This window comes from Pseudomonas sp. GW823-FHT02F05, assembly GCF_058797315.1.
This window is the reverse complement of sequence record NZ_JBXAJM010000029.1, coordinates 1-21,842: the sequence shown is the minus strand read 5'-3', so window position 1 is coordinate 21,842 and position 21,842 is coordinate 1. Positions and strand designations below refer to the sequence as shown.

Below are 21,842 nucleotides of genomic sequence, written 5' to 3'. Positions count from 1 at the left end.
ACAAGTACTTGGCTGAAGGACCGCAATCGCGAGCAAGCCCGCTCCCACATTTTTTGTGCTGTTTTTGGAGATCAGTGAGCTAATTCAGGGCATCACGGAAAAAACGATCGCAGACAGCGCAATCAGCCCGATCACCACCACAAATACATTCGATGCCTGGCCTGAATACTGGCGCAAAGATGGCACTCGGCGGATGGCGTACATCGGCATCAGGAACAGCAGGCACGCGATGATCGGCCCGCCCATGGTTTCGATCATGCCCAGGATGCTCGGGTTGAAGGTGGCCACGGCCCAGCAGGTCAGCACCATGAACAACGCGGTGCAGCGTTCCAGCCATTTGGACGACATCGAACGGTTGCGCCCACGCAGGGATTTGACGATCAGCCCCTGGAAGCCTTCGCTGGCACCAATGTAGTGACCCAGGAAGGACTTGGTAATCGCCACCAGCGCGATCAACGGTGCGGCGTAGGCAATCACCGGCGTCTGGAAGTGGTTGGCCAGGTACGACAGGATCGAAATGTTCTGCGCCTTGGCAGCGGCCAGGTCAGCCGGTGACAGCGCCAGCACGCAGCTGAAGCAGAAGAACATCACGGTCAGCACCATCATGCCGTGGGCGGTGGCCAGGATGCCGCTGCTTTTGCGCTCGGCCTGGGCGCCGTAGACGCGCTTCTGGTCCACGGCAAAGGCGGAGATGATCGGCGAATGGTTGAACGAGAACACCATCACCGGGATCGCCAGCCACAGCGTTTTGAAGAACAGCGGCAGCGGCATGCCTGCGCTGGCCGAGGCGAAGAACGCGCCGTTCCAGTTGGGAATCAGGCTGAATGCCAGCAGCAGCAAGGCGGCAACGAAGGGGTACACCAGCACGCTCATGGCCTTGACGATCACGCCCTGGCCACACCGCACGATGGCCATCAGGGCGAGGATCAGCACCAGCGACAGAATCGCCCGTGGCGGCGGCGCCATGTGCAATTGGTGCTCCATGAAACTGCCCAGGGTGTTGGTCAGCGCCACGCTGTACACCAGCAGGATCGGGAAGATCGCAAAGAAATACAGCAGGGTGATCAGCTTGCCGGCGCCGACACCAAAGTGTTCCTCGACCACTTCGGTGATGTCGCCGGATTTGCCCGACACCACAAAGCGCGTCAGTCCACGGTGGGCGAAGAAGGTCATCGGAAAGGCCAGCAGCGCCAGCACGATCAGCGGCCAGAAACCACCGACGCCGGCATTGATCGGCAGGAACAGGGTGCCCGCGCCGATGGCGGTGCCGTAGAGGCCGAGCATCCAGGTGGTGTCGTGTTTGGTCCAACCGGTGGTTACTGTGTTTTCTCTGACATCGGGATTTTCGGCAGCAGGTGTACGTACATCAGTCATCGGTATTGCCTCGTTATTATTTTTGCGCGGGCTCACGTTGGGGCGGGTAGCAGTGCTCCGATCAGCACTCCACCCAGCTGACCGCCAGGCCGCCCCGTGAAGTTTCTTTGTATTTGTCATGCATGTCGGCGCCGGTATCGCGCATGGTGCGGATGACCCGGTCGAGGGAGATGAAGTGTTTGCCGTCGCCGCGCAGGGCCATCTGCGTGGCGTTGATCGCCTTGACCGCCGCAATGGCATTGCGCTCGATGCACGGCACCTGCACCAGGCCACCGACCGGGTCGCAGGTCAGGCCGAGGTTGTGTTCCAGGCCGATTTCGGCAGCGTTTTCCAGTTGCTCCGGGGTGGCACCGAGGATATCGGCCAGGCCTGCGGCGGCCATGGCACAGGCCGAGCCCACTTCGCCCTGGCAGCCAACTTCGGCGCCGGAGATGGAGGCGTTTTTCTTGCAGAGGATGCCGACGGCAGCGGCGGCCAGGAAGAAATTGACCACGTCGTCGTCAGACGCGTCGGCGTTGAATTTCATGTAGTAATGCAGCACTGCCGGGATAATTCCGGCCGCGCCATTGGTCGGGGCGGTGACCATGCGCCCGCCAGCGGCGTTTTCTTCGTTGACGGCGAGGGCGAACAGGTTGACCCATTCCATCGCCGACAAGGTCGAGGTGATCACGTTGGGCTTACCGATTTCCAACAGGTTGCGATGCAACTTCGCGGCGCGACGGGGCACATCCAGGCCACCGGGCAGGATGCCTTCATCGCGCAGGCCCTGTTCCACGCACTCGCGCATCACCGACCAGATATGCAGCAGGCCGCTGCGGATATCTTCATCGCTGCGCCACGCCCGTTCGTTGGCCATCATCAGCTCGGATACCCGCAGGCCGTGCTTGTTGCACAAGGCCAGCAGTTCTACGGCGCTGGAAAAGTCGTATGGCAATTGCACGTCGCTGGTCGGCGCAATGCCTGATGCAGCTTCGGCGGCTTCGATGATGAAACCACCGCCCACCGAGTAATAGGTTTGTTCGCTCAGCAGGCCGCTGTCGCCATAGGCGTGCAAGGACATGGCGTTGGGGTGGTACGGCAGGCTTTCGTCCAGCAGCAGCAAGTCGGTGTGCCAGTTGAAAGCAATTGCCTGAGAGCCCGCCAGCAGCAATTGGCCGGACTCGCGCAGTTGCTGGATACGCGCATTGATCGAGGTGGGGTCGACGCGATCTGGCCATTCACCCATCAAGCCCATGACACAGGCGCGGTCGGTGGCATGGCCGACACCGGTAGCGGACAGCGAGCCATACAGGCGCACTTCGACGCGACGGGTTTGGCTGAGCAAATGCAGGTCGGTCAGGGCTTGGGCGAATGTCGCGGCAGCGCGCATCGGGCCAACGGTGTGGGAGCTGGAAGGGCCGATGCCCACCTTGAATAGATCGAAAACACTGATAGCCATGCTAAAGCCTTACAAGCAATGGAGTAGAAATCGCTGCCATGTTTTGTAGAGCAGGCGGAATTGGCGCGATACTGAGCCTCTGGATCGGTACTGACCAACGAATTATCCTAAGACACCCTTTAGCAGGACTAAACGCTATGACTCGCCCCCTCCATGGCCAGACCTATGTCTGGCTGCATGTGTTTTCCTGCGCTGCGCGGCATCTATCGTTCACCCGCTGCGCCGAGGAACTGCACATCACGCCGGGAGCGGTGAGCCAACAAATTCGCCAGCTAGAAGAGCGCCTGGGCTTTCGACTGTTTCATCGGCGTGCGCGAGGCGTTGAACTCAGCGCCGAGGGGCAGCGCCTGGCGGCCGTGGTGGGTGAGGCTTATGGCAGCATTGATGCCGAACTGCAGCGCCTGGACGCCGGGATGATCAGCGGCACCTTGCGCCTGCGTTCTATCCCCTCATTTCTGGGCAAGTGGCTGACCCCGCGTCTGCCACGTTTTCAGCAGCGCTTTCCGGACATTCAACTGCGCATGGTCGCCGAAGACAGCAGCATCGCCCTGCATGAAGGCGACTTCGACCTGGCCATCGACCTCAACGACGGCAGCTACCCTGGCTTGTTATCCACAGCCCTGTTGGACGAACAGATATTCCCGGTGTGCGCCCCCAGCCTGTTGCGTGGCCGCCCACCCTTGCATGGCCCGGCGGATCTGGCCCATTTCCCGCTGCTGCACGACATCACGGCCTGGCGTGGGAGTTATGAATATGCCGAATGGGAGTTTTACCTCAATGCCATCGGCTACCACGGTGCCGACGTACGGCGCGGGCACACCTTCAACCGCAATCACCTGACTATCGAAGCCGCCATCGCCGGCATGGGCGTGGCGATTGCGCGGCGCACCTTGCTGAACGATGAGCTGGAGCGCGGCACCTTGATCGTGCCGTTCGGCCTGGCCGTGCCCAACCATAAACGCTACGTGCTGCTGTATGCGCCGGGCGCGTTGAACCATCCGGGCGTGCGTGCGGTGCATGACTGGCTGGTGGAGGAAGCGGGGATTTTTCGCAGCTTGCACCCGTTGGGAGAGGGGCAATTGTGAGGAAAACAGAACGTAAGAAGTTGTAACTAACTCCCCACCCTACCAGCGTTTTTGCTCGTCGTCAGGGTTAATTTGTAATGTAGGATTTATCTTTGCAAAGGGGTTGAAATGTTTCAGCAGGTGCTCAATTGTGTAATCAAGAGGTCATGGTTTCACCACCCCGGTGTTGCAGTTTGTGACCTCTGGCGAGCTAGCTGAAATAAGGGAAGAACTATGCAAATCCAAGTCAATAGCGATAACCATATTGAAAGCAGCATCCGACTGGAGGAGTGGGTACGTACTACCATTGAGAGCACGCTCGAACGCTACGAAGAAGACCTGACCCGTGTAGAGGTCTACCTGCGGGACGAGAACGGCGACAAGCCCGGCCCCCACGATTTGAGTTGCCGTCTGGAAGCACGGCCAAAGGGCCATCAACCAGTTTCCGTGTGCCATAAAGCCGATACGCTGGAGCAAGCGATCGATGGCGCCGCAGTCAAGCTCGACCACGCACTGGAACATCTGTTTGGCAAACTGCAAGGCAAGCCGCGCGCTGTCGGTAAAAACCAGCCAATCAACAAAGTGAACGAAGACGCTTTGGAAGAGGAATTCCTGGAAAACGAAAACGCTGCCATTAACGGCTGATTGTTTTTTCATTCCCCAATGAAAACGGGCCTGCACATGCAGGCCCGTTTTTCGTTCAGCGCTCACGCCGGAAGAAATGCCGACTCAGCATCGCCAGCCCGCAGGCGCCCAACCCCGCAAACAGCATGGCCCAGCCGGCGCCGCTGCGCAGTGCTGTTTGCGCATCCAGAATGGTCAGCCCCGGCGCATCCAACTTGCCGGCGGCAATATGCTGGCTGAGGCTTGCCCACTCCATTGCCGTGCTGTCAGGCAGCACATGGGCCAGGTTGTGGCTGATCCCTAACAACAACACAAGGCCCATCAGCGCGATATTGATCGCCAGGGTGATCAGCCGTGCGCTGAAGTCGATGCCCGAGGCCATGCCTGCGCGGTCATTCGAGACGGAGCCGGTGGTGGTGTTGGTGGTCGGCGAATTGGTCAACGCCAGTCCGATACCGGCGATCACGCAACTGAGCAGCACCAGCGCCACGCTGGGTTGTTCGGCGTAATTAACGGCGGCCATTCCCATGAACCCTGCGCCCATTACCCCCAGGCCCAGGGGAATGATGCGTTCGGCGCCAAAGCGTAGGGCCAGGCGTTCGGCCAGCGGCGGTACCAGCAAAGTCGGCAAGGTGTAGGCGAGCAAGGCGGCGCCTGTGGTCAGCGTGTCGTAACCCAGGCCCGCCTGGAAGTACAACGGCAGGTAAATCATGAACGGCCAGAAGCTGAAGTTCATGCCGATCGAGCCCATCAACGCGCCATTGAAACGTTGGATGCGGAACACCGAGAAGTCGAACATCGGATGGGCGCTGCGCCGCTCAATCAAGATAAACAGCAGCAGCCCGAAGACCGACAAACCAGCCCAGCCGAGCATCGCCGGCGCGCCAAAGCCGATTTCGCTGCCCTGGGTGATGAAATAAACCAGCGCAAACACCGTGAGTGTCATGGTCAGCATGCCGGCGATGTCGAGGCGATGGTTGGCCGGGTCGCAGGACTCCTGCACGCTGATATGCAACAACGCCAAGGTGAACAGGGTCAGCGGTACATGCACCAGGAACACCCAGCGCCAGTCCGCCACGGCCAGGATCATGGCTCCCACCATCGGTCCGAAACCCAGGCCCACGCCAGCGATCACGCCCCATATCGCAAAGGCCCGCGCACGCGCCGCCGGTTCGCGGAACTGATGGGACAAGATCGCAAATTGGCAAATCATCATGGCCCCGGCGCCAATGCCCTGGACGAAACGCGCCGCGATCAGTGTCGGCGCATCGTTGGCCAAGCCACAGGCCAGCGAGGCCAGGGCGAATACCCACAGACACACCACCAGCACACGCCGACGACCGAAGCGATCCGCCAAGGTCCCCGCCGCCATCAGCACGCTGGTGCAGGCCAGGGTGTAGGCATTCATGATCCATTGGGCGTCTTGAAAGCCCGTGCCCAGTTCCTGTTCCAGCGTCGGCAGGATGACCGGCACGCTGGAGATTTCCAGGCCGAACATCAGGGCCACCAGGCAGACGGCGGTGAGGGCCAGGCCGTTCCTGGCGGTGCGCGGGGGAGTGAGGGCCGATAGTGCGGCGGCGCGGGACATACGACATTCCTTTCGAAAGCGGGAGGGGCTATTCTCTCGGGAATCAGGTTCTTTATTGGCGATAACTTTTCCGTAGACAAGGGAATACAAGGCGACAATTAAGCATGGCTACCCCACGTTTTGATGGTGTCGAACTCTTTCTGCAGATTGTTGAAAGCGGCAACCTCACCGAAGCCGCCGAGCGCCTGAACCTCACGCGTTCAGCGGTGGGCAAGGGCCTGGCGCGTCTGGAAGCGCGTTTGGGCACTTGCCTGTTACAGCGTTCCACCCGGCGCCAGCGGTTGACTGAGGATGGCCAGGCGTACTACGAGCATTGCCTGCGCGCATTGGCAGAGCTGGAGGCCGCCGAGTCCGTGTTGGAAAGCGGCCGCCAGCAACCTCGCGGGCGTTTGCGAGTGAGTGTGCCCCTGGCGTTTGGGCATCACTATGCCGCGCCAGCGTTGTGGGCCTTGCTGGATCGTTATCCGGAACTGGAAATCGACCTTTGTTTTTCCGACCGCATGATCGACTTGGTGCAGGAGGGCTTCGATATGGCCGTGCGCATCGGCCCGTTGCCCGACACCGACCGCCTGAGCGCACGGCGCCTGGGTCAGCAGGTCATGGGGCTGGCAGCGTCGCCGGCGTATTTGCAGCGCAAGGGTGCTATTGGCAGTATCGAAGACCTGGCCGCTCATCGTGGCATTGCCTACCGCAGCAACACCGCGCAGCGCTCGCGCCTGGCTTCGCCCTTGATCGTGGACGACCTCCAGGCGGTAGCCGATGCCGCCATCGCGGGCGTAGGCCTGGCCTGGTTGCCGAGTTGGTTGATTGCCCACTATGCGCTGCGCGGGCAGTTGCAGGCCGTGCTGCCCAGCTACCGTGAGCAACCTGCGCCGATCCATGTGATCTGGCCGACGGCGGCGCATATGCCGGCCAAGACGCGGTGTGCCATTGACGCGTTGGTGGCGGCCACCCCGAGTTGCCTGGCGGGCAGTTAGATCCTGAACATACTGAAAACCATCTGTAGGAGCGAGCTTGCTCGCGAAAAACGTCAACGATAACGCGTGTTTGCTGAATGAACGCGGCGCCTGTGAGTTTTTCGCGAGCAAGCTCGCTCCTACAAAATACAGTTAGAACGCGATAGAGGTTTGTACATACACCGTACGCGGCTCACCCACGTACTTGCCCTTGTTGTTGTCATCGAACGAGCGGGTGTAGTACTGCTTGTTGAAGATGTTCTTCACCCCCACCGCCACATTCAAGTCCGACAACTGCGGGCCGAAATCGTAGGCTGCGCGGCTGCTGAACAGCATGTAGCCGGGGATGCGCCCATTGGCACCGTCGGCGCTTTCGGCCTGGGTGTTGGCGTTGTCGGCGAACTGGCTGCTCTGGTAACTGCTGTCCACATTCAGCTTCCAAGGGCCTTCGGTGTAACCCACGCCGAGGGTGCCTTTGTGCTTGGAGGAGAAGGGCACGCGGTTGCCTTTGTTGGGGCCGTCTTCGCGGATGGTCGCATCCACATAGGCGTAGGTGGCGTACACATCGAAGCCGGCCAGTGCGGGGCTCAGGCCGTCGAGGGCGTAGTTGATGCTCGACTCGATGCCTTGGTGGCGAGTTTCACCGCGGGCGATCACGGTGTCGTTGGTCTGGTTGCTGTCGTACTGGTTGTCGAAGTTGATCAGGAATGCGCCGATTTCTGCGCGCAAGCTGCCGTTGTCGTAGCGCGTGCCGAGTTCCCAGGTGCGGGCTTTTTCCGGTTTCACTTCGCCACTGTTCACACGGTTGGGCATCTGGCTGTACTGCACGCTGCCGAACGAGCCTTCGGTGTTGGCGTAGAGGTTCCAATCATCGGTGAGGTGATAGAGCACGTTCAGCGCTGGCAGTGCGGTGTTGTAGTCGCCCTTGTATTTGACGTTGCTCAGGTTGTTAGTCTGCTGGGACTCGATCATCTCGTAGCGAATGCCTGGGGTGATGGTCCACTTGCCGATGTCGATGCGGTCGTCGATGAAGAACGCATTGGCTTCGGTGCCGCCGCGCGTGTCGCGGTCGTTGCGGCTGTTGGTGGTGGGGATTTGCTGGTTGACGGCAATCGGCGTGCGGTAGCGCAGCTCGTGGCCGGCTTCATTGATGTAGCGGTAGCCAACACCCACTTCGTGGCTGGTGGGGCCGAGGTCGAAGCCCTGGGCGAAGCGCGTTTCCAGGCCACGTACCCAATATTCCCGTGGCGACAGCGACAGGAAGCTGCCTTGGTCCAGGTAGCCGCTGCGCAGGGTCTTGGTGAAGAAACTGTTGACCGTGAATTCGCGGCGGTCCTGCTCGTAGCGGTAGCCGACGTTGAACATCGTGCGGCGGCCCCAGAACTTGTCATACGGGCGGGTGGACTGGTACGGATCAGCCTTGTAGTCCTTGACGTTCAAACCGCCCGGCATGTCGGCCTGGCCTTCGTAGTACTGCGCCATGGCGTTGAAGCTATTGGCGTCGTCCAACTGGTATTTGCCCTTGAGGATCAGGTCGTCGATGCGCGTGTTGCTGTTTTCGCGCCAGTCGCCGCCGCGGGTGCCGGAGTACAGCAGCGCGCCACCCAACCCATTGTCGGCGGTGCCGCCAGCCAGCAAGTTGCCGGTGGTCTTGAAGCCGTCGTGGCTGGAGGAGGGGCTGGTCTCGGTCTGCAAACCACCCTTGACCGTCGGCGCATCCGGGATGGCACGGGTGACGAAGTTGACGATGCCACCGACGTTTTGCGGGCCATAGCGCACCGCACCGCCGCCACGTACTACATCCACCGCGTCCATATTGCCCATGCTGATCGGCGCGAAGGAGAGTTGCGGCTGGCCGTAAGGCGCGAAGGGCACCGGGATGCCATCCATCAGCACGGTGGAGCGCGACGCCAGGCGCGGGTTGAGCCCGCGAATGCCGAAGTTCAGCGCCATGTCGTGGCTACCGGTGCCGTTGTTGTCCGGGGCGTTGACGCCAGGGATGCGGTTGAGCACATCGCGGGCCTGGGTGGCGCCCTGGCGTTCGAATTCTTCGCGGCGGATCACATCTCGGGCGCCGGGGTGTTCGAACACGTTGGTTTGCGCCGCGTCACCGAGCCAGTCGCCGACCACGTTGGAGGTCTGCAACTCCAGGGTGGCGGGGGCGCCGGCTGGTTGCAGGCTGTAGGCGTTATCACCCTCGGCGCGGGCTTGCAGGCCGGTGCCTTCCAGTAGTTTTTGCAAGCCACCGGCAGCGCTGTAATTGCCCGACAGCCCTGGGCTTTGCATACCGACTGTCACTGCGGAGCCGAAGGACACCAGTACGCCGGCTTCACGACCGAATTGATTCAGGGCCGCTTCCAGGGTGGTCGGTGCAATGTGGTACGCCTTGGCGTCGGCTGCCATCACCGCCGGCAGTGCGGTCAGGCTGAGGCTTGCGCCGAGCAGGAGTTGGCGCAGTGTACGGGCGAGAAGCGTCGGGTGCTGGGGCATGAAGGGCGGTCCTGAGAAGGAAGGATCAAGGTGGCTTTCCTTCTCTGTCACGCCAGGTGCGGAAAACGGCTCACAGCTGCAAAAAATATTTCGAGCTCACCGCCCACTGTAGGAGCGAGCTTGCTCGCGAAGGTCGTCAACGATCACGCGGGTTGTCTGGTTTAACGCGGTGGGTTGAGGTTTTTCGCGAGCAAGCTCGCTCCTACAAAAAGCGCTATGCATCACGCACGTGCCTGCACGGTCACCCAATAACGGGTAAAGCGCCGTACTTTCACCGGCAGGCTGATCTCCAGCAGGTCGAGGATGCGTTCGCTGTCATCCAGTGGGTAACTGCCGGACAGCAGCAGGTTGGCGACTTGTGGATCGCAATGGAGCTGGCCGCGACGGTAGCGTCCCAATTCATTGAGGAAGTCTTCCAGGCGCATGTGTGCGGCCACCAGCATGCCGTCGGCCCAGGCGCCGCTGTTGGCGTCGGTGGGGCGCGGGGTGTCCCAGCCTTTGCGGGTGAAATTGACTTGGTGCGCGGCGTCGACACTAAGCGGCAGGCCGTTGTAGCGGTTGGGCATCACCTCGACCTGACCGGCCAGTACCGCCAGTTGGGTGTGGTCGTTGAACTGGCGCACAGTCAAGCGCGCCGCCTGGCTGCTGAGCAGGCCCTGGCCGGTCAGCACGTGCAACGGCGCCTGGCCTGCACGGGCGGTGAGCAGGATTTCACCTTCAAGCAGGCGCACCAGGCGCTGTTGGCCGTCGAAATGCACATCCACCGCGCTGCCGGTGTTGAGCTGCAACTGGCTGCCGTCGGCCAGCTGTACTGTGCGGCGCTGGCCCACCGGGCTGCGATAGTCAGCCGTCAGCGGCGGCAGAATATGTTGCTGGCGCAGGCTCCAGGCGGCGGCCGAACCGGCACCCAGAATCAACAGCAATTTAAGCGCCTGACGCCGGCTGGTGGAGGTGGGCGCGTTCAACGCCGCGTGGGCCAGGGGCGAGGGCACGCCGCGCAGGCGTTGGTTGACGCGCTGGATCTGCTCCCACGCGCGTTGGTGTTCGCTGTGGGCATTCAACCATTGCTGCCAGGCCGCCTGCTGGCGTGGGTTGAGCGTGCCTTGCTGCATTTCCAGCAACCAGTGCACGGCTTGTTCGGCGACTTGGCTGGAGACATTCATAGGGCGAAGTAGCAGCGCATGGCCGCTTTGGTCAGGTGGCGTTTGACCGTGGCGATGGAGATGCCCAGTTGCGCGCCGATTTGCGCGTAGGTCAGGCCGTCGAGTTGGGCCAGCAGGAAGGCGCGTTTGACCTGCTTGGGCAAGCCGTCGAGCAGTTGGTCCAGTTCCAGCAGGGTCTGCAGGATGATTGCGCGGTCTTCTTCCGACGGCGCCACGTGTTCGGGCATCTGCGCCAAGGCCTCGAGGTAGGCGCGCTCCAGGTCCTGGCGGCGGTAGAAGTTGAACAGCACACGCTTGGCCACGGTGGTGAGGAAGGCGCGCGGCTCGATCAGCGTTGGCGCTTCCCGGGCACTGAGCACGCGGATAAAGGTGTCCTGAGCCAGGTCGGCGGCGTTTTCCGGGCAGCCGAGCTTGCGTCGCAACCAGCCGGTGAGCCAGTGGTGATGGTCGTTGTACAACACTTCGACGGGGTTGGACGGCTGCAACGCGATCACTCCACAAGCATTCGACATGCTTTAGAGAACAAGAATTGTTCGCATTGTAGGGCGCATGACAAGGTTCGGCAATCGGCCAAGGCAGGTGATTCATCCGTTCTCTTTTGCTTATGAGAATATTTATCATTAATATTGCGCGCTGATGAACCAGGCGCCTGCCGCATGAAAAGCAAAACCTCATTGCCCGTGTCCTACCGCCTCGCCGTCACCTCGCGCGTGCTGGCGGCGGTGATTGGCGGTTACCTGATGGCTTCCCTGGCCGCCATTTGCCTGGCGCTCTGGCTGCCCACCTCCCGTGCCGATGCGGTGGTCACCGGCATGATGAGTTCCTTTGTGTTCTACCTGCTGGCGGTGCTCTGGTGTTTTGCCTGCCGCACGGCATGGCGCGCCTGGGCAGGGGTGATGGTGCCGAGCGCACTCTTGGCCACCCTGGCCGGCATCGGTTTTTGGATGGCTCGCACATGAAAGAGGGCTTTCGCCAGGCCATGGCCTGGCTGCACACCTGGGCAGGCTTGATCTTCGGCTGGCTGCTGTTCGCGATTTTCCTGACCGGCACCCTGGCCTATTTCAAAGATGAAATAACCCACTGGATGCAGCCCGAAGTGCAGGCCCATCCCCTGGACGATGAGCGCAGCCTCGCCGTCGCGCAAAACTATCTGCAACAGCAGGCGCCTACCGCCGCACGCTGGTTCATTACCTTGCCGAACCGCCGCGACCCCGGCTTGTCGGTGATGTGGCAAGACAAGGTCGAGCCCGGCAAGCGCGGCACTTTCATCCAGAAAGTCCTCGACCCCGTCACCGGCCAACCGGTGCAGGCCCGGGAAAGCAAGGGCGGTGAGTTCTTCTATCGCTTCCACTTCCAACTGCAAATGCCTTACCCGTGGGGCCGCTGGCTGTCGACCATCGCTGCCATGGTGATGTTCGTCGCGCTGATCACGGGCATCATCACCCACAAGAAAATCTTCAAGGACTTCTTCACCTTCCGCCCGCGCAAAGGCCAGCGCTCCTGGCTGGACGGGCATAACGCGGTGGGTGTGCTGGTGCTGCCGTTTCACCTGATGATCACCTACAGCAGCCTGGTGATTTTCATGAGCATGGTCATGCCCGCGCCCATCGTGGCGTCCTACGGTGACGACAGCCGGGCGTTTTTCAGTGAGCTGTTCCCCGCTACTGACAATGCGCCGGCCCTCGGCCAGCCGGGCAAACTGCTGCCGTTGATGCCGATGTACCAGCAGGCGCGGGAGCAGTGGGCAGGTGGTCATGTAGGGCGTGTGGCGGTCAACAACCCTGGCGATGTCAACGCCTCGGTCAATGTGTTCCGCGCCGGCTCCGACAGCGTAGTGCATGCGTCGGGCAGTACGTTGTCGTTTAGCGGCACCACTGGCGAGCTGTTGCGGGCCAGTGCCGAGCCATCGTTGCCAGCGGTCGTTGGTGGCAGTTTCTACGGTTTGCACATGGGCCATTTCGCCGGCCCGGTGCTGCGCTGGCTGTACTTTATCTGCGGCCTGGCGGGCACGGCGATGATCGGCACAGGCTTGGTGATCTGGCTGGGCAAACGCCAGCTCAAACACGCCAAGGCCTCGGTGATGCCCTTTGAACTGCGTTTGGTGGAGGTACTGAATATCGCCAGCATGCCCGGATTGATGATCGCCATTGCAGCGTTTTTCTGGACCAACCGCCTGTTGCCGGTGAGCTTCACCGAGCGTTCGGACTGGGAAGTGCAGGCGTTCTTTATCGCCTGGGGCCTGAGCCTGTTGCACGCCTTGCTGCGGCGCGGTCGCCAGGGCTGGGTCGAGCAACTGAGCCTCGGCGCGCTATTGTTTGCCGCCATTCCATTGCTTAACGCCATCACCACCTCGCACCACTTGGGCGTCTCCGTGCCAAGTGGCGACTGGGCCATGGCCGGCTTCGACCTCACCTGCCTGGCGAGTGGCGTGTTCCTCGCCTGGGCAGCCTGGACGATGCACCACCGCAGCGCGCCGCTACCCAAGGCCGAGCGTGCCCGCGGGTTAACACTCAAGCAGCAGGCCAACTGATGCTTCTGGCGCTATTGATGTGCTACGCCGGGTTCATGGCACTGTGCTTGTCCACCGACCGTCACCACGGCGAACTGCTGCACAGCAAACCCACGCCCATTCGGCGCTTGGGGTTGCGGGTGGGCGGTTGGTTGCTGCTGGGCGTGTCGATCTGGCCATCGGTGCTGGGCGCCGGTTGGAGTCAGGGCCTGGTGGAGTGGTGCGCGGTGTTGATGCTCAGCGCCTTGCTACTGGTGTTGCTGTTGCCGTATCGGCCGAGGCTGGCCTTGATCCTCGCGGGGCTCGCTCTTCTGGCCAGCCCTGTTGCGGCGTTCGCCCTCTCTTGAGCCGGCCATGAGGACCCAACCACCGCAATCTTCTCAGGACACTCCGCACCCGGATGCAGCGGGTGGACGCGCGCATTTCCTGCAGGTGTTTTTGTCCCAGCGCTCGCAAATGGAGGCGTTGGTCAGCCGCCGTGTGGGTTGCCGCGCCACGGCAGCCGACCTGGTGCAGGATCTGTTCCTGCGCTTCTGGCGTCGCCCGCTGGTGCAGGTCGAAGAGCTGAGCACCTACCTGCTGCGCTGCGCCGGCAACATCGCCATCGACCACCTGCGCAGCGAAAGCGCACGGGCGCGCAGCAGCGAAGGCTGGCTACCGGAACAATCCGACCACCAAGGCTGCGAACCCCAGGCGGCGCTGGAGGCGGGCAATGATCTGCGTCATGTGGAAGCCGCCTTGCGCAGCTTGCCCGAACGCACTCGCCAGATTTTTCTGCTTAACCGCATCCATGGCCGCAAGTACGCCGAAATTGCCAAGGCCATGGGCCTGTCCCAAAGCGCCGTGGAAAAACATATGATGCGCGCCCTCGAAGCCTGCAAGGCCAGCCTTCGCGAACCATCGCCTCCACGCACGCCAGGGAACGCCCCGTGAACGTCACGCCCACGCCCGCCCAGGAACAGGCCGCGCTCGATTGGTTGTGCCTGCTGCATGACCAGCCCAGCAGCGGCGACCAGGCCACGTTCAGCCGCTGGTTACGCGCAGATCCCGCACACGTCGAGGCATACTCCCAAGCCCAGGTGCTCTGGGAATTAAGCGAAGTACCGGCGCGCCAGCTGGCCGACGAGGACGCGCTCGCGTTGCAGGGCTACCTCAACACGATCAACGCCTCCAAACGCTCCCGGGTAGCGCGTTGGTCTGGTGCCTTGGCCGTCGCCGCCTGCTTGCTGCTGATGGTGTCGATGGGCGTCGGTTGGCAGCCGTCACGCTGGGTCGATGAGTGGGGCGCCGATTATGTGACGGCGCCGGGGGAGGTGAAGACCTTCACCCTGGCCGATCAATCCAAGGTCACCCTCGACGCCGACAGCGCCATCGCCGTGGATTTCAGCCAGGGCGAACGGCACATCCAATTGCGCCGTGGTGCAGGTTTTTTCAGCGTGACCCACACCGGCCAACCCTTCGTGGTGGAGGCGAGCGGCGGTGAAACGCGAGTACTGGGAACTCAGTTTGAAGTGCGCCTGCAACCTGACGGCGCCGAGGTCACTGTGCTGTCCGGCCGTGTGGGCGTGACGCCCTCCAAACAGGGCCAGCAACAGGTGCTGACAGCAGGCCAGCAAGTGGCCTACGCCGATGGTATTGCCGACCCTTTGCATGGGGTCGACAGCGCCTCACGCCTGGCCTGGCGCGAGGGTTGGCTCAACTACTACAAGGCCCCCCTGGCCGATGTGGTCGAGGACCTGAGGCGTTATTACCCCGGTCGAATTCTTCTGCTTAACGAGGACATGGCCGCCAAACGCGTCAGCGGCAGCTTTCCGAGCCAGGACCCTGTAGCGGTCTTGAACGCCTTGCAAGCGGTGCTGGGTTTTGAACAGCACAGCCTGTTGGGCCGCATGATTGTGCTGCGCTAGGGCTGCGTTGGGGTTTTCGCTGCTGAATCTGTCAGGCAAGAAATACCTCAGCTCGACACGCTCGGCGATGGTGTCGCTGGAGGCCAATTTTAAATCACACCCCAGAGCTCGATGCGCAGAGCAGACTTGTGTGGGAGCTGGCTTGCCTGCGATAGCGGTGTGTCAGTCACAGGTATTGAACCTGTTACACCGCCATCGCAGGCAAGCCAGCTCCTACATTTGATTGGGTGTTACTTCAGGGCGGCCATGATTGCTTCGGGGTTGTAGTCGCGAATCAAGGTGCCGTTCACGTCCACAAACGGAATCCCGCCACCGCCCAGCGCCTCATACGCCTTGCGCGCCTTGGCATCCTTTTCGATATCGACGGCTTGGTACGGGATACCCTTCTGGTCCAGAAAACGCCGGATCTGCTTGCAGTACCCACACCACTCGGTGGCATAGAGCACCACCCGCGCAGAGGCACGTACGTGCTCGGGCGCCACCTGGGACGGCTTGAACAGCCGCTCCACCTTGCCCCAGTTCTGGATCGCAACCACCACCAGCAACACCAGCAGGACTTTCTTGAGCACCCCGCCCAGCATCAGTTACGGCGCTTGAGCTGGTCGGTCAGTTGGGTCGGCAGGCCCTTGATGATCAAGGTGCCGGCGGCTTCGTCGTACTCGATCTTGTCGCCCAGCAGGTGCGCTTCAAAGCTGATGGACAGGCCCTCGGCGCGCCCGGTGAAGCGGCGGAACTGGTTGAGGGTGCGTTTGTCGGCCGGAATCTCCGGCGACAGGCCGTAATCCTTGTTGCGGATATGGTCGTAGAAGGCTTTTGGCCGCTCCTCATCGATCAGCCCGGAGAGCTCTTCCAGGCCCATGGGTTCGCCGAGCTTGGCCTGGCTGCTGGCGTAGTCCACCAGGGTCTTGGTTTTCTCGCGGGCGGACTCGTCGGGCAGGTCTTCGCTTTCAACGAAGTCACTGAACGCCTTGAGCAGGGTGCGGGTTTCGCCCGGGCCATCCACGCCTTCCTGGCAGCCGATGAAGTCGCGGAAGTACTCCGAGACCTTCTTGCCGTTCTTGCCTTTGATGAAGGAGATGTACTGCTTGGACTGCTTGTTGTTCTGCCACTCGGAGACGTTGATACGCGCCGCCAGGTGCAGTTGGCCCAGGTCCAGGTGACGCGAGGGCGTCACGTCCAGCTCGTCGGTCACCGCCACGCCTTCGCTGTGGTGCAGCAGGGCGATAGCCAGGTAGTCGGTCATGCCTTGCTGGTAATGGGCAAACAGCACATGGCCGCCGGTGGAGAGGTTGGATTCCTCCATCAGCTTTTGCAGGTGCTCTACCGCCGTGCGGCTGAAGGTGGTGAAGTCCTGGCCACCGTCAAAGTATTCTTTCAACCAACCGCTGAACGGGTGCGCGCCGGACTCGGCATGGAAGAAACCCCAGGCCTTGCCTTGTTTGGCGTTGTAGCTCTCGTTGAGGTCGGCAAGCATGTTCTCGATGGCGGCGGACTCGGACAGCTCCGAGTCGCGGGCGTGAAGAACTGCGGGTGTGCCGTCGGGTTTTTTGTCGATCAGGTGGACGATGCAATGACGGATCGGCATAGGCTTCTCGGCTGGTTGAAGGGGAGCGGTCGGCCTCCCCGAAAAGTCGCCCAGTGTACCGCACCCATTGGTCAAGACGTGCCCCGAACGGCATTTTGCACGCCCTCCCACTGGCCATATGCCTTTTTTTCACGGTTTAGAGCGATAAAGCTGACCAAATGGGTATGTTGAGGCGGATATTTCCCCGTCTCTGTGCTAGTTTTGCCCCGTCTTACGCCAAGTCTCGGCGTTAAGCGTGCATTCAGCATTTGTCAGGTCGAACCAATCCCCGTTTCAAGCATCTATAACCCCGATCTCCGTGGTTATGGCCGGGGATGCCAGGCCATGACGGTCGGGCTCGACGGCTGACACTGCACTCTGCAATCCATATGAATTTGATAGGGAAGGAACACCACAATGGCTATTACTAAAGACCAACTGATCGCTGACCTGGCTGAAGCAGTAGACGCACCGAAAACTACCGTGCGCGCTCTGCTGGACCAACTGAGCCAAGTTGTTGCTGATCAGCTGGAAAATGGCGGCGAAATCACTCTGCCAGGCGTTGGCAAACTGAAAGTGACCGAGCGTCCTGCCCGTACTGGCCGTAACCCTTCGACTGGCGCTGCCATCGAAATCGCTGCCAAGAAAGTTATCAAGCTGGTTGTGGCTAAAGGCCTGACCGACGCTGTTAACAAGTAAGACGCAGCAAAAAAACCGTGCTTCGGAGTGATCCGGGCACGGTTTTTTATTGCCTGCGATTTTATTGTAGAGCGCGGTTATTGTGGCGAGGGAGCTTGCTCCCGCTGGGCAGCGCAGCGGCCCCAAAATCCTGGGAGCGCTGCGCACTCCAGCGGGAGCAAGCTCCCTCGCCACAATGATTCTTATCGAACCCAGCGCTGGCGCCAGATCTGCTGCTCGTTCTTGGTCTGGAATGTCCAGGCCACAAAGCGGCTCTGCTTCTGCCCCTGGGACATCTCCACCACCTGGCTTTCCAGCACGCCGGCTTTTTTCAGCGCGGTTTCGATCGCCGGCAGGTTGGACGCTTTGGACACCAGGGTGCTGAACCACAGCACTTTATGCGCAAAATGCGCGCTCTCGGCGATCAGTTGCGTCACAAATCGCGCTTCGCCACCTTCACACCACAGTTCGGCCGATTGACCACCGAAGTTGAGCACCGGCAACTTGCGTTTCGGGTCGGCCTTGCCCAAGGCGCGCCATTTACGCTCGCTGCCTTTGGTGGCTTCGTCCATGGATGCATGGAACGGCGGGTTGCACATCGTAAGGTCAAAGCGCTCACCCGGCTCCAGCAGGCCCAACAGGATCTGCTTGGGGTTGGGTTGCTGGCGCAGCTGGATGACCTTGCTCAGGTCGTTGGACTGCACGATGGCCTTGGCGGCGGACACGGCGATCGGGTCGACCTCCGAGCCCAGGAAGTTCCAGCGGTACTCCATATAGCCAATCAGCGGGTACACGCAGTTGGCGCCCATACCGATGTCCAGCACCTTGACGATCGAGCCCCGCGGGATCTTGCCGTCGTTGACGCTGGCCAGCAGGTCGGCGAGGAAGTGCACGTAGTCGGCACGCCCCGGCACCGGCGGGCACAGGTAGTCGGCAGGGATGTCCCAATGCTGGATGCCATAGAACGACTTGAGCAGTGCCCGGTTGAACACCCGCACCGCATCCGGGCTGGCGAAGTCGATGCTCTCTTTGCCGTAGGGGTTGATGATCACGAACTGCGCCAGTTCCGGCGTGGTTTTGATCAGCGCCGGGAAGTCGTAACGGCCCGTGTGGCGGTTGCGCGGGTGCAGGGTGGCCTCTTTGCGCGGCGCGACGGGTTTGGCCGTGGCGGCGGTTTTAGGCTTCTTGCGCGGTGGTTTGGGCGTAGTGGGGGCGGTCATGATGATTCTGGTGTTGGCTCAATGTGGTGGGCATTGTCACACATTCCTGAACACAACTCGGTCAAATGTGGGAGCTGGCTTGCCTGCGATAGCATCACCTCGGTCTGCCTGATACACCGAGTCGTCAGTATCGCAGGCAAGCCAGCTCCCACAGGGATAGGGTTTTGATTGGGAAATGGTGTCGTTTTCCTGGACAAAAAAAAGAGGCCCGAAGGCCTCTTTCTCTACACGGTTTCCCCTTACAGGCTGGAAATCCGCGCATGTTGCTCCGCCAGCTTGCCCAAGGCCTGTTCAGCCTCGGCCAACTTGGCGCGTTCTTTCTCGATCACTTCAGCCGGCGCCTTGTCAACGAACGCCGCGTTGGACAGCTTGCCGCCCACTCGCTGCACTTCGCCTTGCAGACGCGCAATTTCCTTGTCGAGGCGGGCCAGTTCCGCGCCCTTGTCGATCAGGCCGGCCATCGGCACCAGCACTTCCATATCACCCACCAACGCGGTGGCAGACAACGGTGCTTCGGCATCGGCAGCCAATACGGTGATCGACTCCAGCTTGGCCAGCTTCTTGAGCAGCGCATCGTTCTCGCTGAGGCGACGCTGGTCTTCGGCACTGGCGTTCTTGACGAACACGGCCAGCGGCTTGCCCGGACCGATGTTCATCTCGGCGCGGATGTTACGTGTGCCGAGCATCAGAGTCTTGAGCCATTCGATATCGCTTTCGGCGGCCTCATCGATGCGCGCTTCGTTGGCCACCGGCCAAGGTTGCAGCATGATGGTCTTGCCTTCGATACCGGCCAGCGGCGCCAGGCGCTGCCAGATTTCTTCGGTGATGAACGGCATGAACGGGTGCGCCAGGCGCAACGCCACTTCCAGCACGCGCACCAGGGTGCGACGGGTGCCGCGCTGGCGTTCGACCGGCGCGTTTTCGTCCCACAGTACCGGCTTGGACAGTTCCAGGTACCAGTCGCAATACTGGTTCCAGATGAACTCGTACAGGGCCTGTGCGGCCAGGTCGAAACGGAACTGGTCGAGCTGGCGGGTCACTTCGGCTTCGGTGCGCTGCAACTGTGAGATGATCCAGCGATCCGCCAGGCTCAGCTCATAGGCTTCGCCGTTCTGGCCGCAGTCTTCGCCTTTGTCCAGCACGTAGCGCGCCGCGTTCCAGATCTTGTTGCAGAAGTTGCGATAGCCTTCGACGCGGCCCATGTCGAACTTGATGTCGCGACCGGTGGAGGCCAGCGAGCAGAAGGTGAAGCGCAGGGCGTCGGTGCCGTAGCTGGCGATGCCGTCGGCGAATTCGTCGCGGGTCTGCTTCTCGATCTTTTTCGCCAGTTTCGGCTGCATCAGGCCCGAGGTGCGTTTCTGCACCAGGGTTTCCAGGTCGATGCCGTCGATGATGTCCAGCGGGTCCAGGACGTTGCCCTTGGACTTGGACATCTTCTGGCCCTGGCCGTCGCGTACCAGGCCGTGTACGTACACGGTCTTGAACGGTACCTGCGGGGTACCGTCTTCGTTCTTCACCAGGTGCATGGTGAGCATGATCATCCGGGCAACCCAGAAGAAAATGATGTCGAAGCCGGTGACCAGCACGTCGGTGGAGTGGAATTTCTTCAGGAACTCGGTCTGCTGCGGCCAGCCCAGGGTGGAGAAGGTCCACAGGCCCGAACTGAACCAGGTGTCCAGTACGTCGTTGTCCTGTTGTAGCGCGATGTCCGCGCCGAGGTTGTGCTTGGCACGCACTTCGGCTTCGTCGCGGCCTACATAGACCTTGCCCGATTCGTCGTACCAGGCCGGAATACGGTGGCCCCACCACAGCTGACGGCTGATGCACCAGTCCTGGATGTCGCGCATCCACGAGAAGTACATGTTTTCGTACTGTTTAGGCACGAACTGGATGCGGCCATCTTCCACGGCGGCAATCGCAGGTTCTGCCAGCGGCTTGGTGGACACGTACCACTGGTCGGTCAGCCACGGTTCGATCACGGTGCCGGAGCGGTCGCCCTTCGGCACTTTCAGGCCGTGGTCGTCAACGCTGACCAGCAACCCGGCAGCGTCGAAGGCGGCAACGATCTGTTTGCGCGCTTCAAAACGGTCCAGGCCTGCATATTCGGCCGGGATCTTGCCGTCAATGCTGTCGTTGAGCGTGCCGTCCAGGTTGAACACCTGGCAGGCCGGCAATACGGCGGCATTCTTGTCGAAGATGTTCAGAAGCGGCAGGTTATGGCGCTTGCCGACTTCGTAGTCGTTGAAATCGTGGGCCGGGGTGATTTTCACGCAGCCGGTGCCGAACTCAGGGTCGCAGTAGTCATCCGCGATGATCGGGATACGGCGGCCAACCAGTGGCAGTTCGACGAATTTGCCGATCAGCGCCTGGTAGCGCTCGTCGTTCGGGTTAACGGCGACGGCGGCATCGCCGAGCATGGTTTCCGGTCGGGTGGTGGCGACGATCAGGTAATCATTACCTTCAGCGGTCTTGGCGCCGTCGGCCAGCGGGTACTTGAGGTTCCACAGGAAGCCTTTTTCGTCGTGGTTTTCCACTTCAAGGTCGGAAATGGCCGTGTGCAACTTGGTGTCCCAGTTGACCAGGCGCTTGCCGCGGTAGATCAGGCCGTCTTCATGCAGGCGCACGAAAGCTTCCTTAACGGCTTCGGACAGGCCGTCGTCCATGGTGAAGCGCTCGCGGCTCCAGTCTACGGACGAACCCAGGCGACGGATCTGACGGCTGATATTGCCGCCGGACTGGTCTTTCCATTCCCAGACTTTCTCCAGGAATTTCTCGCGACCCAGGTCGTGACGGTTCTGGCCGGTGGCTTCCAGTTGGCGTTCCACCAGCATCTGGGTGGCGATACCGGCGTGGTCGGTGCCCGGTTGCCACAGGGTGTCACGACCCTGCATGCGGCGGAAGCGGATCAACGCATCCATGATCGCATTGTTGAAGCCATGGCCCATGTGCAGGCTGCCAGTGACGTTCGGTGGCGGAATCATGATGGTGTACGAGTCGCCCGCACCTTGTGGGGCGAAATAGTTCTCGGACTCCCAGGTGTTGTACCAGGAAGTTTCGATAGCGTGGGGCTGGTAGGTCTTATCCATGCGCGGCGGGACCCTAGTTGGCATTTATTCAGGAAAGCCGGCAAGTATAACGGGGGATAGGGGCGAGGGCGAGGCGAAGACGGTTAAGACCGATGCAGAATTAATGTGGGAGCTGGGGGGGGGGGGGGGGGGGGGGGGGGGGGGGGGGGGGGGGGGGGGGGGGGGGGGGGGGGGGGGGGAG

At 61.4% G+C, this 21,842-nt stretch carries 19 protein-coding genes; 9 read left to right on the top strand and 10 right to left on the bottom strand.

The genetic code is table 11. The annotated features are described in order from the left end of the window. Positions 1 to 84: 84 nt before the first annotated feature. Both AC1RAC_RS26000 and AC1RAC_RS25995 read right to left on the bottom strand, forming a co-directional pair. Positions 85 to 1,374 (bottom strand): serine/threonine transporter, encoded by a 1,290-nt coding sequence (locus tag AC1RAC_RS26000; protein ID WP_492617103.1) that lies wholly within the window; start codon positions 1,372 to 1,374, stop codon positions 85 to 87. A 61-nt stretch (positions 1,375 to 1,435) separates the two neighbouring features. Beyond that, positions 1,436 to 2,812 carry an L-serine ammonia-lyase gene (locus AC1RAC_RS25995; RefSeq protein WP_054897739.1) on the bottom strand — a complete coding sequence of 459 codons (1,377 nt, stop codon included), beginning with the start codon at positions 2,810 to 2,812 and terminating at the stop codon, positions 1,436 to 1,438. 137 nt (positions 2,813 to 2,949) lie between these two features. On the opposite strand from AC1RAC_RS25995, the gene AC1RAC_RS25990 reads away from it, so the two are divergent. Together AC1RAC_RS25990 and AC1RAC_RS25985 are read left to right on the top strand one after the other, a co-directional pair. Then, on the top strand, positions 2,950 to 3,897 hold the full coding sequence (locus tag AC1RAC_RS25990) for a LysR substrate-binding domain-containing protein (RefSeq protein ID WP_054897740.1): 948 nt from the start codon (positions 2,950 to 2,952) through the stop codon (positions 3,895 to 3,897). Between the two features lie 213 nt (positions 3,898 to 4,110). Beyond that, complete coding sequence (locus AC1RAC_RS25985) at positions 4,111 to 4,521, top strand: HPF/RaiA family ribosome-associated protein (RefSeq protein WP_198791268.1); 411 nt, start codon at positions 4,111 to 4,113, stop codon at positions 4,519 to 4,521. 55 nt (positions 4,522 to 4,576) lie between these two features. On the opposite strand, the gene AC1RAC_RS25980 is transcribed toward AC1RAC_RS25985, so the two are convergent. Next, the gene (locus AC1RAC_RS25980; protein ID WP_259038597.1) at positions 4,577 to 6,088 is read right to left on the bottom strand and encodes an MFS transporter; all 1,512 of its coding nucleotides are present in this window, start codon (positions 6,086 to 6,088) and stop codon (positions 4,577 to 4,579) included. Positions 6,089 to 6,192: 104 nt separating this feature from the next. On the opposite strand from AC1RAC_RS25980, the gene AC1RAC_RS25975 reads away from it, so the two are divergent. Further along, positions 6,193 to 7,065, top strand: coding sequence for a LysR family transcriptional regulator (locus tag AC1RAC_RS25975; RefSeq protein ID WP_054897742.1), 873 nt, complete (start codon positions 6,193 to 6,195; stop codon positions 7,063 to 7,065). A gap of 132 nt (positions 7,066 to 7,197) precedes the next feature. On the opposite strand, the gene fecA is transcribed toward AC1RAC_RS25975, so the two are convergent. The 3 genes from fecA to AC1RAC_RS25960 form a co-directional block, all read right to left on the bottom strand. Continuing rightward, the gene (fecA, locus tag AC1RAC_RS25970; protein WP_054897743.1) at positions 7,198 to 9,534 is read right to left on the bottom strand and encodes a TonB-dependent Fe(3+) dicitrate receptor FecA; all 2,337 of its coding nucleotides are present in this window, start codon (positions 9,532 to 9,534) and stop codon (positions 7,198 to 7,200) included. 221 nt (positions 9,535 to 9,755) lie between these two features. Further along, a complete protein-coding gene (locus AC1RAC_RS25965; RefSeq protein ID WP_089041333.1) occupies positions 9,756 to 10,697 on the bottom strand; it encodes a FecR domain-containing protein in 942 nt (313 codons plus the stop codon). Then, complete coding sequence (locus AC1RAC_RS25960) at positions 10,694 to 11,182, bottom strand: sigma-70 family RNA polymerase sigma factor (protein ID WP_014717061.1); 489 nt, start codon at positions 11,180 to 11,182, stop codon at positions 10,694 to 10,696. The genes AC1RAC_RS25965 and AC1RAC_RS25960 overlap by 4 nt, the downstream gene beginning before the upstream one ends. Before the next feature lie 171 nt (positions 11,183 to 11,353). On the opposite strand from AC1RAC_RS25960, the gene AC1RAC_RS25955 reads away from it, so the two are divergent. The 5 genes from AC1RAC_RS25955 to AC1RAC_RS25935 are packed head-to-tail and all read left to right on the top strand — an operon-like array spanning position 11,354 to position 15,113. Further along, a complete protein-coding gene (locus tag AC1RAC_RS25955) occupies positions 11,354 to 11,656 on the top strand; it encodes a DUF3649 domain-containing protein (protein ID WP_014717062.1) in 303 nt (100 codons plus the stop codon). Continuing rightward, positions 11,653 to 13,227 (top strand): PepSY-associated TM helix domain-containing protein, encoded by a 1,575-nt coding sequence (locus AC1RAC_RS25950; RefSeq protein ID WP_072447559.1) that lies wholly within the window; start codon positions 11,653 to 11,655, stop codon positions 13,225 to 13,227. The genes AC1RAC_RS25955 and AC1RAC_RS25950 overlap by 4 nt, the downstream gene beginning before the upstream one ends. Next, positions 13,227 to 13,553 carry a DUF3325 domain-containing protein gene (locus AC1RAC_RS25945; protein ID WP_034128665.1) on the top strand — a complete coding sequence of 109 codons (327 nt, stop codon included), beginning with the start codon at positions 13,227 to 13,229 and terminating at the stop codon, positions 13,551 to 13,553. Before AC1RAC_RS25950 ends, AC1RAC_RS25945 begins: the two co-directional genes overlap by 1 nt. A 7-nt stretch (positions 13,554 to 13,560) precedes the next feature. Then, positions 13,561 to 14,139 (top strand): RNA polymerase sigma factor, encoded by a 579-nt coding sequence (locus tag AC1RAC_RS25940; protein WP_089041331.1) that lies wholly within the window; start codon positions 13,561 to 13,563, stop codon positions 14,137 to 14,139. Beyond that, positions 14,136 to 15,113, top strand: coding sequence for a FecR family protein (locus AC1RAC_RS25935; protein WP_054897747.1), 978 nt, complete (start codon positions 14,136 to 14,138; stop codon positions 15,111 to 15,113). Before AC1RAC_RS25940 ends, AC1RAC_RS25935 begins: the two co-directional genes overlap by 4 nt. 230 nt (positions 15,114 to 15,343) lie before the next feature. On the opposite strand, the gene AC1RAC_RS25930 is transcribed toward AC1RAC_RS25935, so the two are convergent. Both AC1RAC_RS25930 and yejK read right to left on the bottom strand, forming a co-directional pair. Beyond that, positions 15,344 to 15,694, bottom strand: a complete 351-nt coding sequence (locus AC1RAC_RS25930; RefSeq protein WP_127880866.1) for a glutaredoxin family protein — start codon at positions 15,692 to 15,694, stop codon at positions 15,344 to 15,346. After that, entirely contained in the window at positions 15,694 to 16,698 is a 1,005-nt protein-coding gene (gene yejK, locus AC1RAC_RS25925) for a nucleoid-associated protein YejK (RefSeq protein WP_065885922.1), read from the bottom strand. Before yejK ends, AC1RAC_RS25930 begins: the two co-directional genes overlap by 1 nt. 396 nt (positions 16,699 to 17,094) lie before the next feature. Between yejK and AC1RAC_RS25920 the strand changes: the two genes are divergently transcribed. Then, entirely contained in the window at positions 17,095 to 17,376 is a 282-nt protein-coding gene (locus tag AC1RAC_RS25920; RefSeq protein WP_003188840.1) for an HU family DNA-binding protein, read from the top strand. Positions 17,377 to 17,558: 182 nt separating this feature from the next. On the opposite strand, the gene rlmF is transcribed toward AC1RAC_RS25920, so the two are convergent. Continuing rightward, entirely contained in the window at positions 17,559 to 18,575 is a 1,017-nt protein-coding gene (gene rlmF / locus AC1RAC_RS25915) for a 23S rRNA (adenine(1618)-N(6))-methyltransferase RlmF (protein ID WP_034128662.1), read from the bottom strand. Positions 18,576 to 18,814: 239 nt separating this feature from the next. Beyond that, positions 18,815 to 21,661, bottom strand: coding sequence for a valine--tRNA ligase (locus AC1RAC_RS25910; RefSeq protein ID WP_054897749.1), 2,847 nt, complete (start codon positions 21,659 to 21,661; stop codon positions 18,815 to 18,817). Between the last annotated feature and the right edge of the window lie 181 nt (positions 21,662 to 21,842).

Excerpts from the sequence above, each read along its gene's own strand:
- AC1RAC_RS26000 (WP_492617103.1), bottom strand. The coding sequence starts at position 1,374 with ATGACTGATGTACGTACACCTGCTGCCGAAAATCCCGATGTCAGAGAA.
- AC1RAC_RS25940 (WP_089041331.1), top strand. The coding sequence starts at position 13,561 with ATGAGGACCCAACCACCGCAATCTTCTCAGGACACTCCGCACCCGGAT.
- AC1RAC_RS25965 (WP_089041333.1), bottom strand. The coding sequence starts at position 10,697 with ATGAATGTCTCCAGCCAAGTCGCCGAACAAGCCGTGCACTGGTTGCTG.
- AC1RAC_RS25990 (WP_054897740.1), top strand. The coding sequence starts at position 2,950 with ATGACTCGCCCCCTCCATGGCCAGACCTATGTCTGGCTGCATGTGTTT.
- AC1RAC_RS25995 (WP_054897739.1), bottom strand. The coding sequence starts at position 2,812 with ATGGCTATCAGTGTTTTCGATCTATTCAAGGTGGGCATCGGCCCTTCC.
- AC1RAC_RS25980 (WP_259038597.1), bottom strand. The coding sequence starts at position 6,088 with ATGTCCCGCGCCGCCGCACTATCGGCCCTCACTCCCCCGCGCACCGCC.
- fecA (WP_054897743.1), bottom strand. The coding sequence starts at position 9,534 with ATGCCCCAGCACCCGACGCTTCTCGCCCGTACACTGCGCCAACTCCTG.
- AC1RAC_RS25945 (WP_034128665.1), top strand. The coding sequence starts at position 13,227 with ATGCTTCTGGCGCTATTGATGTGCTACGCCGGGTTCATGGCACTGTGC.
- AC1RAC_RS25975 (WP_054897742.1), top strand. The coding sequence starts at position 6,193 with ATGGCTACCCCACGTTTTGATGGTGTCGAACTCTTTCTGCAGATTGTT.
- rlmF (WP_034128662.1), bottom strand. The coding sequence starts at position 18,575 with ATGACCGCCCCCACTACGCCCAAACCACCGCGCAAGAAGCCTAAAACC.
- AC1RAC_RS25985 (WP_198791268.1), top strand. The coding sequence starts at position 4,111 with ATGCAAATCCAAGTCAATAGCGATAACCATATTGAAAGCAGCATCCGA.
- AC1RAC_RS25920 (WP_003188840.1), top strand. The coding sequence starts at position 17,095 with ATGGCTATTACTAAAGACCAACTGATCGCTGACCTGGCTGAAGCAGTA.
- yejK (WP_065885922.1), bottom strand. The coding sequence starts at position 16,698 with ATGCCGATCCGTCATTGCATCGTCCACCTGATCGACAAAAAACCCGAC.
- AC1RAC_RS25930 (WP_127880866.1), bottom strand. The coding sequence starts at position 15,694 with ATGCTGGGCGGGGTGCTCAAGAAAGTCCTGCTGGTGTTGCTGGTGGTG.
- AC1RAC_RS25910 (WP_054897749.1), bottom strand. The coding sequence starts at position 21,661 with ATGGATAAGACCTACCAGCCCCACGCTATCGAAACTTCCTGGTACAAC.
- AC1RAC_RS25955 (WP_014717062.1), top strand. The coding sequence starts at position 11,354 with ATGAAAAGCAAAACCTCATTGCCCGTGTCCTACCGCCTCGCCGTCACC.
- AC1RAC_RS25950 (WP_072447559.1), top strand. The coding sequence starts at position 11,653 with ATGAAAGAGGGCTTTCGCCAGGCCATGGCCTGGCTGCACACCTGGGCA.